We start from the raw sequence: 13052 nt of genomic DNA, 5'->3' as shown, positions 1-13052 counted from the left end.
CAGCATGATTGACACGCAGGCAGTTTTCGTACAAAGCCTTAATATACCGGCCACCTCCCCCACGGTTCGATACGCCATGAGCGCAATTCCTCAATGAGCCAGCTCTGGATCGATATCACGATCGGCTCACTGACCTTTGCGCTGATCATCGCGCTGATCTGGCGCGATCGTTCGCTGCAAAAGCAGTTGGCCGAGTGCCGTGCGCTGATCGACAGCCTCACCGAGGGACAAAGCATCCATCAGGAAGGCGACGCCGAACGCTTCAAACGCAGCCAATACTTCGCCCGCATCGGCACCTGGGATTGGGAGGTCGATACCGACAAGCTTTATTGGTCGGACGCGATCTACGGCATGTTCGGGTTCAAGATCGGCGAGGTGACGCCCACCTACGCACTGTTCTGCGCCTGCGTGCACCCGGACGACCGGGTGAAGGTCCGCGCCGGAGAACTGCGTTGCCTGGAGACCGGCGAGAACCATGACGAGGAATACCGCGTGGTCTGGCCGGACGGCAGCATCCGCTGGCTGCGGGAAACCGGCAACGTGGTCAAGAATGCCCATGACGCAACGATCAAGATGATGGGCGTCGTACGCGACATCACCGAAGAAAAAGCTTCCGCCAGTTACCTGCAACACCTGGCCCATTACGACCCGTTGACCGGTTTGCCCAATCGCCTGGTGCTTGAAGAACGCCTGTCCGATGCGCTGGAACAGGCCCGCATCAGCGCCACGCGAGTTGCCTTGGTGTTTGTCGACCTTAATGGTTTCAAGGCAATCAACGACCACTATGGCCATGCGGCCGGCGACCGCGTGCTGATCACCACCGCGACACGCTTGAAGAAGATTCTGCGCTCGACCGACACCGTCGCACGAATCGGTGGTGATGAGTTCGTGGTGATCCTCCAGGGTCTTCCCCAAGGCAACAGCCTGCAAGACGAAGCCCGCAGCATCTGCCAGAAAATCTTCGTCGAACTCGCACCACCGGTGACCATCGGCAACGACCAGCGCCACATCGGCAGCAGCCTCGGCGTGGCGGTGTTCCCGGACCATGCGCCGAGCATGGACCGCTTGATTCACATTGCCGACCTGGCGATGTATGAGGCTAAGCGCAGCGGCAATAATCAGTATCGGTTGGGCGGTCAGACGGTGAGCCGGGTCTGATGCAGGCGCCTCAGATCTTGAACTGTTTGACCAGGACTTCGAGGCCGCGCCCAATGCCGTGGAGGTCATTGACCGTCTGCACGCCACGCTGGGTTTCATCGGCAACACTGTCGATTGCCCGGGCGATTTGATGCACGCTGCGGTTGATCTCCTCCGCCACCGAAGTTTGCTCCTCCGCAGCACTGGCGATGTGCGCGTTCATGCTGTTGATAGTGGCGATTAATTCGACGATGTTGCCCAGCCACTCACCGGCCTGATGAGCTTGAGTGCTGGCGCCCTCCCCGGCTTCACTGGATTGACGCATCGAGGTCACGACGGTGCTGGTGGCTCGCTTGAGGCGCTCGATCATCGCCTGGATTTCCTGGGTGCTTTGCTGGGTGCGACTGGCAAGGGCACGCACCTCGTCGGCAACCACCGCAAAACCTCGCCCGGCGTCACCGGCACGGGCGGCCTCGATGGCCGCATTCAGAGCCAGGAGATTAGTCTGTTCGGCAATCGAACGAATGACATCAAGCACCGTGACAATCGCCGAAACGTCGCTTTGCAGGCTGTCCAGAGACACGCCGCTGCGTCCCAGGTCCGACGTCAGCCCCTGAATACGCGCAATGCTGCCATCGACCACTTGTCGGGCGCGTCGCGTCTGCTGATCGGTTTCGATGGCTGCGTCCGATGCACTCTGAGCACTGACCGCCACTTCCTGCGCCGCCGACGACATTTGATTGATCGCCGCCGCTACTTGATCTGTCTCCTGACGCTGCTGCTCCATGGCCAGGTCCATGTGCCGGGTCTGATTGGCCACTTGCCCGACAGCGTTGCTCAATTGCCCAGTCATTGCCGCTATTTGACTGACCAACCCGTGAATTTTGCTTATAAAAGCGTTGAATGAACCGGCCAACTGGCCGAACTCATCCTGGCTACCGACGGGTAAGCGTCGGGTCAAATCCCCCTCACCGGCAGCAATCTCGTTAAGACTGTCGCGGATCAATGTCAGCGGTCGCAGGCTGGCATTGACCAATAGCAGCGCCAATACGCCAATAACTGCCAGCAACACCACGGCCACAATGACGATCCCGTAAACAATACTGCTCACCCGCCGGTCAATGTCCGCACGAACCTGCGCCACCTGGATTTCAATGCTGTCCAGATTGACGGCAGTGACCACTACCATGTCCCATTTGGGCAGGAAAAAACTGTAGGCCAGTTTCGGCACTACTTTGTCGGTATTGACCAAGGACCCGGCGTAGTTGACGTAGTGAGAGTCATTCTTTGCTGCCGCGACCATCTCGCGGTTCAGATAAACCCCATCGCGGTCCTTGCGATCGCTCATGTTGGTGCCCACCCCATCGCTGCTTTCACCGCGAAACAGGCGCACGACTTGACTGTCGTAGCCGATGAAGTAGCCGTCATCGCCATACTTCATTTTCGACAGTTGGCTGATAGCCAGGGCCCGACTTTGCAGGTCGCCACTGTTTGCGTTGTTATACAATCCTGCTATGGAGCTTCGAGCGATGCTTGCATAATCTTCGAGCCTGGCCCGACTCTCGGCCAGCAACCGATCGCGGGTTTGCGTGACTTCCCGATCCGCCAATGACAGTAGAATCTTGCTGGTGGTGATACTCAGTACCACTGCGAACAACACCACGGGCAGTAACGTGAGCAGCAGTATTTTTCGTTTAAATGACATATCCGGGTTCCTTCGCCAAGCGATCTGCACGGCTAACTGAAAAGGCGCTCGCTGCCTGCTGCGAGCGCCTCGGTGCCATTACCAGAGAGCAATGTCGTAGGTGAAATAGATCCGATTGCTGTCACGTCCGCGCGCGAAGTCCGAACGGTAGACATAGTTGCGCAGTTTCACGCCAAGCCCCTTGAATGTGCCGCTCTGGACCACATAGGCCAGTTCTGTGTCGCGTTCGGACTCTTTGATATTGGTGTCGGACTTGCCATCGTTGCCTTTGAGATAACGGGTCATGAACGTCAACCCAGGCACGCCCACCGGTGCAAAGTCGTAACCGTAACTGAGCATCCAGGTCTTCTCGTCCTCTTCGATGAACTTGCCGATGCCGACGTTGCTGAACGAGTACACCGTCGCACCGCTGACGTACGGCAGCCCGGCGTCACCGCTGAGTTGTTGATAACCGCCACCAAAGGTGTGCCCCGCCACCGCGTAGGACAGCTGACCGCTGAGCATGTCGTTATCGATTTTCGAGGCGTAGGCACGGCCCGCGTCATTGCTGTTGAAATAACGCAAGTCGCCGGTCAACACCCCGGGGCCCAATGGCAGATCGTGCTGGATGCCGGCGAAGTTCTGGCGATAGAAATTCTCCAGTTCACCGTAGAAGTAACTCAGACGGGTGTTCTTGCCGAGTTTGTAATCACCACCGGCGTAGGTGAAATCGCCACCTTTGTCGCCTGAATAACCGTCAGGAACGATCGACACGCTGTCGGTCGAATCGCGCAGTTTGAATCGGTCCAGATGACCGCCAGTCAGGGTCAGGTTTTCGATGTCGGTGCTGCTGACTTGTCCTCCCTCATAGGTTTGCGGCAGCAAACGCGCATCGTTATAGATCAGCACCGGAGTTTTGGGCAGCAGGGTGCCGTATTTGAGGGTGGTCTTGGCCAGTTTGACCTTGGCCGCAGCCCCGGCACTGGCGAACTCGTCGGCGGCGCGACCGTCATTGTGTACCGGCAACAGACCGGTGCCACTGCGGCCACGCCCGGAATCGAGTTTGACACCCAGCAGGCCCAATGCGTCGACCCCGAAACCGATAGTGCCGGGGGTGAACCCCGACTGGAAATCCAGCAGGAAACCCTGGGCCCACTCGGTGCGCTCACTTTTGGCGGTTCTGGCGGAGCGCGCGCTCAAGCCATGTTCATCGCGAAAGTTTTCGTTGAAATAGACGTTGCGCAGTTGCAGCTTCAACTTGCTGTCGTCGATGAAATCACTCGCACCGGCAGTGGCCATCGGCAACACACCCAGAAGCGGAAGAAGAGCCCTGCGAGTCAGAAAGTGGGTCATGTCGAACTACTCATATTGTTGTTTTAAGGATGCACGAGACCGCGCCTCCGCCATCGACACGTGAAGCTCTGTCAAGTGGCGAGTCAGGGATGAATCAGGAGAACAGCGTCAAGGCGCCCGTCAGCAGGGCTAAAGCTGTGATTACCAAGGAAGTGAGCACCGCCCATTTGACGGTGGCGCGCTGGAAGTCGCCGAGGTCGCGATCGACCATCCCCACCAGCAACAGGGTCGAGGCCACCAGCGGGCTCATCAAGTGCACCGGTTGGCCAAGAATCGACGCCCGGGCGATTTCCACCGGGTCGATCCCATAGGCTGCCGCCGCGTTAGCGAGGATCGGCACCACGCCGAAGTAATAAGCATCATTGGACAGCACGAAGGTCAATGGCATGCTGGTGATCGCCACCACCAACGGGAACAGGTGCCCCCAGGACGGTGGAATCCAGTCCACCAGGGTTTGCGCCAGAGCGTCGACCATTTTGGTTCCGGAGAAAATCCCGGCGAAGATACCGGCCGCGAATACCAGCAGCACCACGGTCATGGCGTTGCCGGAGTGCGCGAGGATGCGTTCTTTTTGAATGTCCAGTTGCGGGTAGTTGATCATCAGCGCCAGCACGAAGCCAATCAGAAACAGGATTGCCGAGTGCATGAGCCCCATCACCAGCGCGACCATCACCGCAGTCACCAGCAACAGGTTGACGTAGGCCAGTTTCGGGCGCTTGTGCGGCGTATCCTCAAGAATCGCCTTGATGTAGCAATCGCCGCCACCGCTCTGCAGTTGGGTATTACCGATGCGTTTACGCTCGGCGCGGCCCAGCAGGAACGCAGTGAACACCACCCACGCGGCACCACCGATCATGGTCGGCAACAACGGAACAAAGTACGCCCCGGCATCCAGCCCCAACGCGGCAATCGCCCGGGTCGCCGGGCCGCCCCAAGGGGTCATGCCGCTCATGATGCTCAACGCCAGCATTGAAATGGTCGCCAGAATCATCGGGTTCATACCGATGCGCTTGTACAACGGCAACATTGCCGCGCAGGTGATCATGTAAGTGGTGGTGCCGTCACCGTCCAGGGCGACCGTCAGCGACAGCAGCGCAGTGCCGACCGCAATTTTCATCGGGTCGCCGTTGACCCGCTTGAGAATCTTGCGGATCAGCGGATCGAACAACCCCGAGTCGATCATCAAACCGAAAAACAGAATCGCGAACAGCAGCAGTGCCGCCGACGGTGCGACCATCTTCAGGCCGTCGAGCATCATTTTGCCGGTGGTCCCACCAAAGCCACCGATCACTGCAAAGACAATCGGAACAACGGTCAACGCAACGATGGGTGACAGACGTTTGGTCATGATCAGGAAGGTGAACACAACCACCATGGCCAAGCCGAGTAAGGCGAGCATAGGGCAACTCTCTCTTGTTGTTATGAAGTGCGTGGCCGATGCGCAGGCGAACGACCCCGAGCCCGCCAGGCGACGCGATCAGCGACGCCCGGTGGGAGGTAGTAAAAAGGTTAGGTTGTGGAAGCGGCTGCGCGATGCTAGAGGTGACCGGTGGTCCCGATGCGGTCCCAGGTTTGATCCTCACCCGGGGCAGCCGGTTTTTTACCGTCCAGGATATCGAGCAGGACCTGACGGTCGCAGGCGTTCTCGGAGATTGAGATCACCACCGTCGCCACGGCATTGCTCGCCAGGCTGGTCAGGGCTCGCGCCTCAGACATGAACCGGTCGATCCCGATCAACAGCGCCAAGCCTGCCAGTGGAATGTCGTGCATCACCGTGAGCGTGGAAGCGAGGGCCACGAAACCGCTGCCCGTCACCCCTGCCGCGCCCTTGGACGACAGCAACATGATCGCCAGCATGGTCAAGGTTTGGCTCAAGGTCAGATCAATGTTGCAGGCCTGGGCAATGAAAATCGCCGCCAGCGACAGGTAGATTGCCGTACCGTCGAGGTTGAACGAGTACCCCGTTGGCAACACCAGCCCCACCACACCCTTGCTGCAACCCAGCGCCTGGAGTTTTTCCAGCATGCGTGGCATGACCGGTTCGGTGGAGGACGTGCCCAGCACCACCAGGAACTCTTCGCGCAGATAACGCAACAGCTTCCAAAGGCTGAAGCCGTGGGCGCGGCAAATGCTGCCGAGCACCACGAAGACGAAGAAAGCGCAGGCGATGTACAAGGTCATGATCAACTTCGCCAGCGAACCCAGCGAGGTGATGCCGTACTGTCCGACGGTGAACGCCAGTGCCCCGAAGGCACCGATCGGCGCGAATCGCATCAGATAAGAAAAGATCTTGAAGACCATCTGCGACGCCGCTTCCAGTACATCCAGCACTGGCTTGCCGCGTTCGCCCAGGGAAGACAGGGCGAAACCGCACAGCACCGCGATAAACAACACCGGCAGCACTTCGCCTTTACTGAATGCACCGATAAAGGTGTCAGGGATGATGTGCATGAAAAACTCGACCACCCCAAGCTTCGCTGCGGACTCGGTGTATTGAGACAAGCCCGCTGTGCTCAATTGGCTCGGATCGATGTTCATGCCCACGCCTGGTTTGAACACGTAGACCGCGACCAGGCCGATGATCAGGCTGACCACCGTCAGACCGAGAAACAGCAGCATGGTTTTGCTCAGCAAGCGACCGAGGGAGCGTTTGTCGCTCATCCCGGCGATGCCGATGACGATGGTGCAGAACACGACCGGCGCAATCATCATTTTGATCAGTTTGATGAAGGCATCACCCAGCGGCTTGAGGGCAATGGCCTGCTGGGCCCAGAAGTGCCCGACCACAACACCCAGCAGCACGGCGCAGAGGATCTGGAAATAGAGCGATTTAACAATTTTCATGGCATCACCCATTTTTTAGAATTGTTCTGATGCAAAAACTGCAGTGACTGCGCGGGAAGACTACCCGGCGAGCCGTTGGGAAACCGGGGCATATACAAAGCCGGAAAACAGCCTTCGGGCGGTACGAACAACAGAGGCGCGGATTGTCTCACCGTTCTCACCGGTGTAGGACAAGACGACATCGATGCCGCCGCTCGGATGCTCGATTCGCACCTGTTGCAGACGCGGCCCGCCAGTATTGCCGAGCATCTGCGCGACCACACTGCCTTCGCTGACACAGGCCGTGGCCAGACCGATGGAGCCGGTAATGGCCAGCGCACGGTGACAGTTGTGCGGCATGAAGTAGCGAACCTGAATCGTGCCGCCGGCCTTGGCCTTCGATACCAGCACCGGCTTGGGGATGACCTTGTCGCTGACATCGCCCAGCCCCATAGCCATGCCGGCCCGCAAACGCAGGGCTTCGAGGCGCTGCAGAAAGTCTTTGTCGGCGTCCAGCTCGGCCGGAGTTTCATCGCCGCGTTTGCCCAAGTGACGCGCCTCGATGATCAGCATCGGCATGGCCATGTCGATGCAGGTCACCGGAATGTCGTCAAACCAGTCCTGGGTGCTGCCGGTTGGAAACAGCTTGCCGGTCTTGCTGCCCGCCGCGTCAAGGAATGTCAGTTGAACCGGTGCCGCGCTGCCAGGCACGCCATCGATGGCGGTGTCGCCTTCATAGCTGACTTTGCCGTTTGGTGTCTGCACATCAGAGGTGACGAAGGTGCCGGTGTTGAGATTGCGAATCCGCACGCGAGTCAGTTCATCGGTCGCCTTGACCAGGCCCTGCTCGATGGCAAACGGCCCAACCGCACAGAGCATGTTGCCGCAGTTCGGGGCGGTATCCACCCGACGCTGGGACACCATGACCTGAACGAACAGGTAATCAACATCAGCGTCGGGATGCAACGACGGGCTGACGATGGCGACCTTGCTGGTCTGCGGGCTGCCGCCGCCGATGCCGTCGATCTCCAGTTCGTGACCGGAGCCCATCACCGAGAGCAATATTTCATCGCGCTCTTCAATCGAAACAGGTAGATCCCAGGCGAGAAATACCGGTCCCTTTGAGGTACCACCGCGCATCAGGACACAAGGAATTCGTTGCATGGCCACTAGCTCTTGTTAATCAATCGGGGTAATTGATGTCTTGCAAACAAGAGTGACAGGGATGTAATTGTGTTTCCAATGCAAAGATCGGAGCAATTATTGCGCTTCACAAAAGAAAGTTTTAACGTTCAGAACGCAGTTCAACGCACTTCCCGACGAGATAAAACATGGAATACGAGCTCCAGGACATCCGATCTTTCGTGAAAATCGCCGAACTGGGGAGTTTTCACGAGGCTGCCGACGCACTGCATCTGTCACAACCGGCCTTGAGCCGACGGATAAAAAAACTTGAGGAGGGTTTGGGGACTACGTTGCTCGACCGAACCACGCGCAAGGTCAGCCTGACCAGCGTCGGCCGCGATTTCCTGCCCAAGGCTCGCCGATTGCTGGATGACTTCGACGACTCGATCCTGAACATCCGTGAGCTGGCCGAACGGCAAATCGGTCAGGTGACCCTGGCCTGCATTCCAACCGCTGCGTTTTACTTTCTGCCGTCAGTGATTCGTCTTTATAACGAGCGTTACCCGAAAATCCGCATCCGTCTGCTCGACCTCAGCGCCAATGAAGGGCTCGAAGCGGTGTTGCGGGGGGAGGCCGACTTCGGCATCAACATGATGAGCGGCCAGCACCCGGACATCGAATTCGTTTCACTGGTCAACGAACCCTTCGTCCTGGCCTGCCGTCGTGACCATGAACTGGCCCAGCGGACGTCCGTGACCTGGTCAGAACTGAGCGATTACCGGTTGATTGGCGTCGGACGCCTGAGCGGCAACCGCATGTTGCTGGACCACGCCCTGTCGGGCCTGAGCTGGCGTCCGCAGTGGTTTTATGAGGTACAGCATTTGTCCACCTCGCTGGGCATGGTCGAAGCCGGTCTGGGGGTTTCTGCGATGCCGAGCCTTGCGATGCCGGCGGCGGATCACCCGACGCTGGTGAGCATTCCGCTCACCGATCCTGTGGTGAACCGGACACTCGGCCTGGTGTACCGTCGGGGCGCATCGTTATCGCCGGCGGCGGAGAAGTTCGTTTCGATCCTGCTCGAACAATGGCCCCACTGAGCCGTGAGCTCGATCAGCAACCTCCTTGCTGACTGAAAGGACGCCAGCCTTTATCCTGACGCCCCGCTGAAAATCGGGCGAGCGCCGCTCTCGCCTGCCACACCCTGGAGTTTCGCCATGCCCCACGAAGGCAACCTGTTGCAAGCCGCTGTCGTCTTTTTGTTCGCGGCGGTGCTCACCGTGCCCTTGGCCAAACGCCTGCAATTGGGGGCGGTGCTCGGCTATCTGTTTGCCGGGGTGATCATCGGGCCGTCGGTGCTGGGCTTGATCGGCAACCCGCAAAGCGTCAGCCACATCTCCGAACTCGGGGTGGTGTTGTTGCTGTTCATCATCGGTCTTGAGCTGTCGCCGCGACGTTTGTGGGTGATGCGCAAGTCGGTGTTCGGCGTGGGCCTTGCGCAGGTGCTGTTGACCGGTTCGGTGATTGGCGTACTGGCGTTGTTCGTGTTCGGCCAATCCCTGAACAGTGCCATCGTATTGGGCCTGGGCCTGGCGTTGTCGTCTACTGCATTTGGTTTGCAAAGCCTGGCCGAGCGCAAGGAACTGACCAGCCCTCATGGGCGGTTGGCGTTCGCGATTTTGCTGTTCCAGGACATCGCCGCGATCCCGCTGATCGCGATGGTGCCGCTACTGGCCGGCGGCGATCACACCACCAGTGGCGCCGAAGATTTGAACCATGGTTTGCGGGTTCTGGGCAGCATTGCGGTGGTGGTGATCGGCGGGCGTTATCTGTTGCGCCCGGTGTTTCGCGTGGTGGCCAAGACTGGCTTGCCGGAGGTGTCCACCGCCACCGCATTGCTGGTGGTGATCGGTACGGCGTGGTTGATGGACCTGGTCGGCGTGTCCATGGCACTCGGCGCGTTCCTCGCCGGTTTGCTGCTGGCGGACTCCGAATACCGCCACGAACTGGAAGCGCAGATCGAGCCGTTCAAGGGCCTGCTGCTGGGGCTGTTTTTCATCAGCGTCGGCATGGGTGCCAATTTGAGTCTGCTGTTGAGCGCGCCAGTCGCGGTGTTGGGGCTGACCGTGCTGCTGATCGCCCTCAAGTTGCCGCTGCTGTTTGTGGTCGGTCGATTGGCCGGAGGTTTGGGCAAAGTCAATGCGATTCGTTTGGGGATTGTGCTGGCGGCCGGTGGTGAGTTTGCCTTTGTGGTGTTCAAGATCGGCCGGGATCAGGGCTTGTTCGAGCCGCGCCTGTACGACTTGCTGGTGCTGACCATCACCCTGTCGATGGCACTGACACCGCTGTTGTTGCTGGCCTGCGCACGCCTGGTCAAACCCAAGGTTCAACCGGTAGAGGTGCCGCAGAAGTTTCGCGAAATCGACACCGACACGCCACGCGTGGTGATCGCCGGCATGGGCCGTATGGGGCAGATCGTGGCGCGGATTCTGCGGGCGCAGAACATCAAGTTCGTCGCCCTCGACACATCGGTGGAAACCATCGAACTGTCCCGCAGCTTCGGTGGCGTGCCGGTGTTCTACGGCGACCCGATGCGTGCGGAAATTCTCAGCGCGGCCAAGGTCGGGCAAGCGGAGTTTTTCGTGATCGCCACCGATGATCCAGAGACCAACATCAAGACGGCCGAGCTGGTGCACAAGCTCTATCCGCACATCAAAATCATCGCCCGCGCCCGTAACCGTCAGCATGTGCACCGGTTGGTGGATGTCGGGGCTGAAGCGGTGCGGGAAACCTATTACTCCAGCCTGGAAATGACCCGGCGGACCCTGGTTGGACTAGGGTTGACCCAGGCCCAGGCAGATGCGCGGATCAAGCGTTTCACCCATCACGATGAACAGGTGCTGGAAGCCCAGCACGCGGTGTATGACGATGCGGCCAAGCTGATGCAGACCGCTCAGGAAGCGCGGGCGGAACTGGCAAAACTGTTTGAGTCGGATCAGTTGGAGGAGGAAGCGGGTAAGGTTTGAACCGGATCGTTCCCACGCTCTGCGTGGGAATGCCGCCATGGACGCTCTGCGTCCGCTCTTGAAATGTGACGCAGAGCGTCACGGGATGCATTCCCACGCAGAGCGTGGGAACGATCACTTGGCAAGGACCCCACAATGGCTGACCAAACCTCCCCCGCCCTGAAGGAAATCTTCAACGCCGAACGCCTCGCGCACATCGCCACCGAGATGACGGCGGTCTACCCCGAATTCGATGCCAAGGCCTTCCTGAAACTGGCCAAAACCGGTCTGGCGGAGTTGTCAGTCATGCAACGCATGGCCCGCGTCAGTGAATGCCTGCACGCGGTGTTGCCGCTCGGTTATGAAGAATCCCTGGACGTTCTGCGCGCCCTCGCCCCGCGCCTGAACAGCGCCTTCGTCAGCATGTTTTTGCCGCATTACGTCGCGACCTACGGCGCTCATACGTTCGATCTGTCGATGAATGCGCTCAAATATTTCACAGCCTTCGGCTCATCGGAATTCGCCATCCGGCACTTCCTGCGCAGCGATATCGAACGCTCGTTGGCGCTGATGCACGATTGGTCGCTGGATGAAAACGAACACGTCCGGCGCCTGGCCAGCGAAGGCAGCCGACCACGCCTGCCATGGTCGTTCCGCCTTGAGCCGGTCCAGGCCGACCCGACACTGGCGGCTGCGATCCTCGACAACCTCAAGGCCGACGACAGCCTCTACGTGCGCAAATCCGTGGCCAATCACCTCAACGACATCACCAAGGATCATCCCGAGTGGGTGCTGGCGCTGATCGAGGGTTGGTCACTGGAAAACAAGCACACAGCGTGGATCGCCAGACACGCCCTGCGCAGTTTGATCAAACAGGGTAACAAGCGGGCGCTGGCAATCATTGGCGCGGGCGGCACGCCCGAGATTGAAATCATTGACGTGAAGGTCGAACCGGCGGTGATTCGCCTGGGTGAGAAAATCACCCTGTCTTTCAGAGTGAAGTCCACGGTCCCGGACAGTCAGCGATTGGTGATCGATTACGCTATCGATTATGTCAAAGCCAACGGCAGCACCTCGGCAAAGGTGTTCAAACTTAAAGCCCTCACACTGTCCGACAATGCCAGCGAAGCCATTAGCCGCAGTCAGCACATCAAGGAACTGACCACCCGCAGGCACTATGCCGGCCAGCACGCGGTGCACATTCTGGTAAATGGCGAACGCTTGGCCAGCACCCAATTCCGAATTATCGCTGACGCTCATTGACCCCCACACCAGAGCCCCCCGGCAGCATGCGCGTGAGCGTGTTGTCGCGGACCCAATAGTGATGGAGCAAACCCGCCGCTGCATGCAAACCAATCAACCAATAGCCGGTGCTGCCGAGCAATTCATGCCAATGCTTGAGTTGCTTGGCCAGCACCGGATCAACCGCCACGGGCGCCGGCAGGAAAAACTCGAAATACGGCATCGGCTTGCCACCGGCGGCCAGCATCAACCAGGCCAATAGCGGCGTTGCGATCATCAGTACATACAACGCCAAGTGCATGAGGTGCGAGACGCCGGTCTGCCAGGTGGGCGGGGCCGGTGTAATCGGGGGCCGAGGGGTGAGGCGCCCGAGCAAGCGAACCCAGACCAGCGCAAAAATGCTCAACCCGAATACGCCGTGCAGCCCCAGAAACAGGCCCTTCAAGGCATGCCCACGGGGCAGCAATCCTTTGATCTCGATGCAACCATAAACGCCGACGAACAGCGCCAGCATCAACCAGTGCAAGGTAATCGAGAGTTTTCCATACCGATGTACTGCTGAATCTCGGGTCATACAGTGCCTCGTGGAGATCAGTGGCGGCTGCCGACTCAGTCGTGCAGCCCGGATCCGGTTTCGTCGAACCGACCGGCGCCACCCTGCCCGTCCAGTCTTAAGACAATCTGAA

9 protein-coding genes and 2 pseudogenes are annotated in these 13052 nt (G+C 59.2%); 4 read left to right on the top strand and 7 right to left on the bottom strand.

From position 1 onward, the window contains the following. Positions 1 to 93 precede the first annotated feature (93 nt). Positions 94 to 1158, top strand: a complete 1065-nt coding sequence (locus AACY49_RS12775) for a sensor domain-containing diguanylate cyclase (RefSeq protein WP_258696150.1) — start codon at positions 94 to 96, stop codon at positions 1156 to 1158. 10 nt (positions 1159 to 1168) lie between these two features. Here AACY49_RS12775 and AACY49_RS31815 read toward each other — a convergent pair. The 6 genes and pseudogenes from AACY49_RS31815 to AACY49_RS12750 all read right to left on the bottom strand — a co-directional run. Beyond that, a pseudogene (locus tag AACY49_RS31815) lies at positions 1169 to 1765 on the bottom strand (methyl-accepting chemotaxis protein); the annotation flags it as partial. Between the two features lie 261 nt (positions 1766 to 2026). After that, positions 2027 to 2842 (bottom strand): annotated as a pseudogene (locus tag AACY49_RS31810) (cache domain-containing protein); the annotation flags it as partial. A gap of 78 nt (positions 2843 to 2920) precedes the next feature. Beyond that, the gene (locus AACY49_RS12765; protein WP_339524107.1) at positions 2921 to 4174 is read right to left on the bottom strand and encodes an OprD family porin; all 1254 of its coding nucleotides are present in this window, start codon (positions 4172 to 4174) and stop codon (positions 2921 to 2923) included. Positions 4175 to 4268: 94 nt separating this feature from the next. Further along, positions 4269 to 5573 carry a CitMHS family transporter gene (locus AACY49_RS12760; RefSeq protein ID WP_258696153.1) on the bottom strand — a complete coding sequence of 435 codons (1305 nt, stop codon included), beginning with the start codon at positions 5571 to 5573 and terminating at the stop codon, positions 4269 to 4271. Between the two features lie 137 nt (positions 5574 to 5710). Beyond that, the gene (locus tag AACY49_RS12755) at positions 5711 to 7030 is read right to left on the bottom strand and encodes a dicarboxylate/amino acid:cation symporter (RefSeq protein WP_339524104.1); all 1320 of its coding nucleotides are present in this window, start codon (positions 7028 to 7030) and stop codon (positions 5711 to 5713) included. Between the two features lie 48 nt (positions 7031 to 7078). Further along, complete coding sequence (locus tag AACY49_RS12750; RefSeq protein WP_258696155.1) at positions 7079 to 8161, bottom strand: 4-oxalomesaconate tautomerase; 1083 nt, start codon at positions 8159 to 8161, stop codon at positions 7079 to 7081. A gap of 167 nt (positions 8162 to 8328) precedes the next feature. On the opposite strand from AACY49_RS12750, the gene AACY49_RS12745 reads away from it, so the two are divergent. The 3 genes from AACY49_RS12745 to AACY49_RS12735 all read left to right on the top strand — a co-directional run bounded on the left by AACY49_RS12745 (position 8329) and on the right by AACY49_RS12735 (position 12387). Further along, entirely contained in the window at positions 8329 to 9219 is an 891-nt protein-coding gene (locus AACY49_RS12745) for a LysR family transcriptional regulator (RefSeq protein WP_007895093.1), read from the top strand. Between the two features lie 117 nt (positions 9220 to 9336). Further along, on the top strand, positions 9337 to 11145 hold the full coding sequence (locus tag AACY49_RS12740) for a monovalent cation:proton antiporter-2 (CPA2) family protein (RefSeq protein WP_339524102.1): 1809 nt from the start codon (positions 9337 to 9339) through the stop codon (positions 11143 to 11145). Between the two features lie 135 nt (positions 11146 to 11280). Beyond that, positions 11281 to 12387: a DNA alkylation repair protein gene (locus tag AACY49_RS12735; RefSeq protein WP_339524100.1), complete on the top strand. Its 1107-nt coding sequence runs from the start codon at positions 11281 to 11283 to the stop codon at positions 12385 to 12387. Here the strand turns inward: AACY49_RS12735 and AACY49_RS12730 are convergent. Continuing rightward, the gene (locus tag AACY49_RS12730) at positions 12368 to 12940 is read right to left on the bottom strand and encodes a cytochrome b (RefSeq protein WP_339524098.1); all 573 of its coding nucleotides are present in this window, start codon (positions 12938 to 12940) and stop codon (positions 12368 to 12370) included. The two genes, AACY49_RS12735 and AACY49_RS12730, sit on opposite strands and share 20 nt — an antisense overlap. Between the last annotated feature and the right edge of the window lie 112 nt (positions 12941 to 13052).

The organism is Pseudomonas sp. EL_65y_Pfl2_R96 (assembly GCF_963970905.1).
GTDB lineage: Bacteria > Pseudomonadota > Gammaproteobacteria > Pseudomonadales > Pseudomonadaceae > Aquipseudomonas.
Note: the sequence above shows the minus strand (reverse complement) of the source record. Positions and strands in the feature narration are given on the sequence as shown.

Excerpts from the sequence above, each read along its gene's own strand:
- AACY49_RS12775 (WP_258696150.1), top strand. The coding sequence starts at position 94 with ATGAGCCAGCTCTGGATCGATATCACGATCGGCTCACTGACCTTTGCG.
- AACY49_RS12765 (WP_339524107.1), bottom strand. The coding sequence starts at position 4,174 with ATGACCCACTTTCTGACTCGCAGGGCTCTTCTTCCGCTTCTGGGTGTG.
- AACY49_RS12760 (WP_258696153.1), bottom strand. The coding sequence starts at position 5,573 with ATGCTCGCCTTACTCGGCTTGGCCATGGTGGTTGTGTTCACCTTCCTG.
- AACY49_RS12755 (WP_339524104.1), bottom strand. The coding sequence starts at position 7,030 with ATGGGTGATGCCATGAAAATTGTTAAATCGCTCTATTTCCAGATCCTC.
- AACY49_RS12750 (WP_258696155.1), bottom strand. The coding sequence starts at position 8,161 with ATGCAACGAATTCCTTGTGTCCTGATGCGCGGTGGTACCTCAAAGGGA.
- AACY49_RS12745 (WP_007895093.1), top strand. The coding sequence starts at position 8,329 with ATGGAATACGAGCTCCAGGACATCCGATCTTTCGTGAAAATCGCCGAA.
- AACY49_RS12740 (WP_339524102.1), top strand. The coding sequence starts at position 9,337 with ATGCCCCACGAAGGCAACCTGTTGCAAGCCGCTGTCGTCTTTTTGTTC.
- AACY49_RS12735 (WP_339524100.1), top strand. The coding sequence starts at position 11,281 with ATGGCTGACCAAACCTCCCCCGCCCTGAAGGAAATCTTCAACGCCGAA.
- AACY49_RS12730 (WP_339524098.1), bottom strand. The coding sequence starts at position 12,940 with ATGACCCGAGATTCAGCAGTACATCGGTATGGAAAACTCTCGATTACC.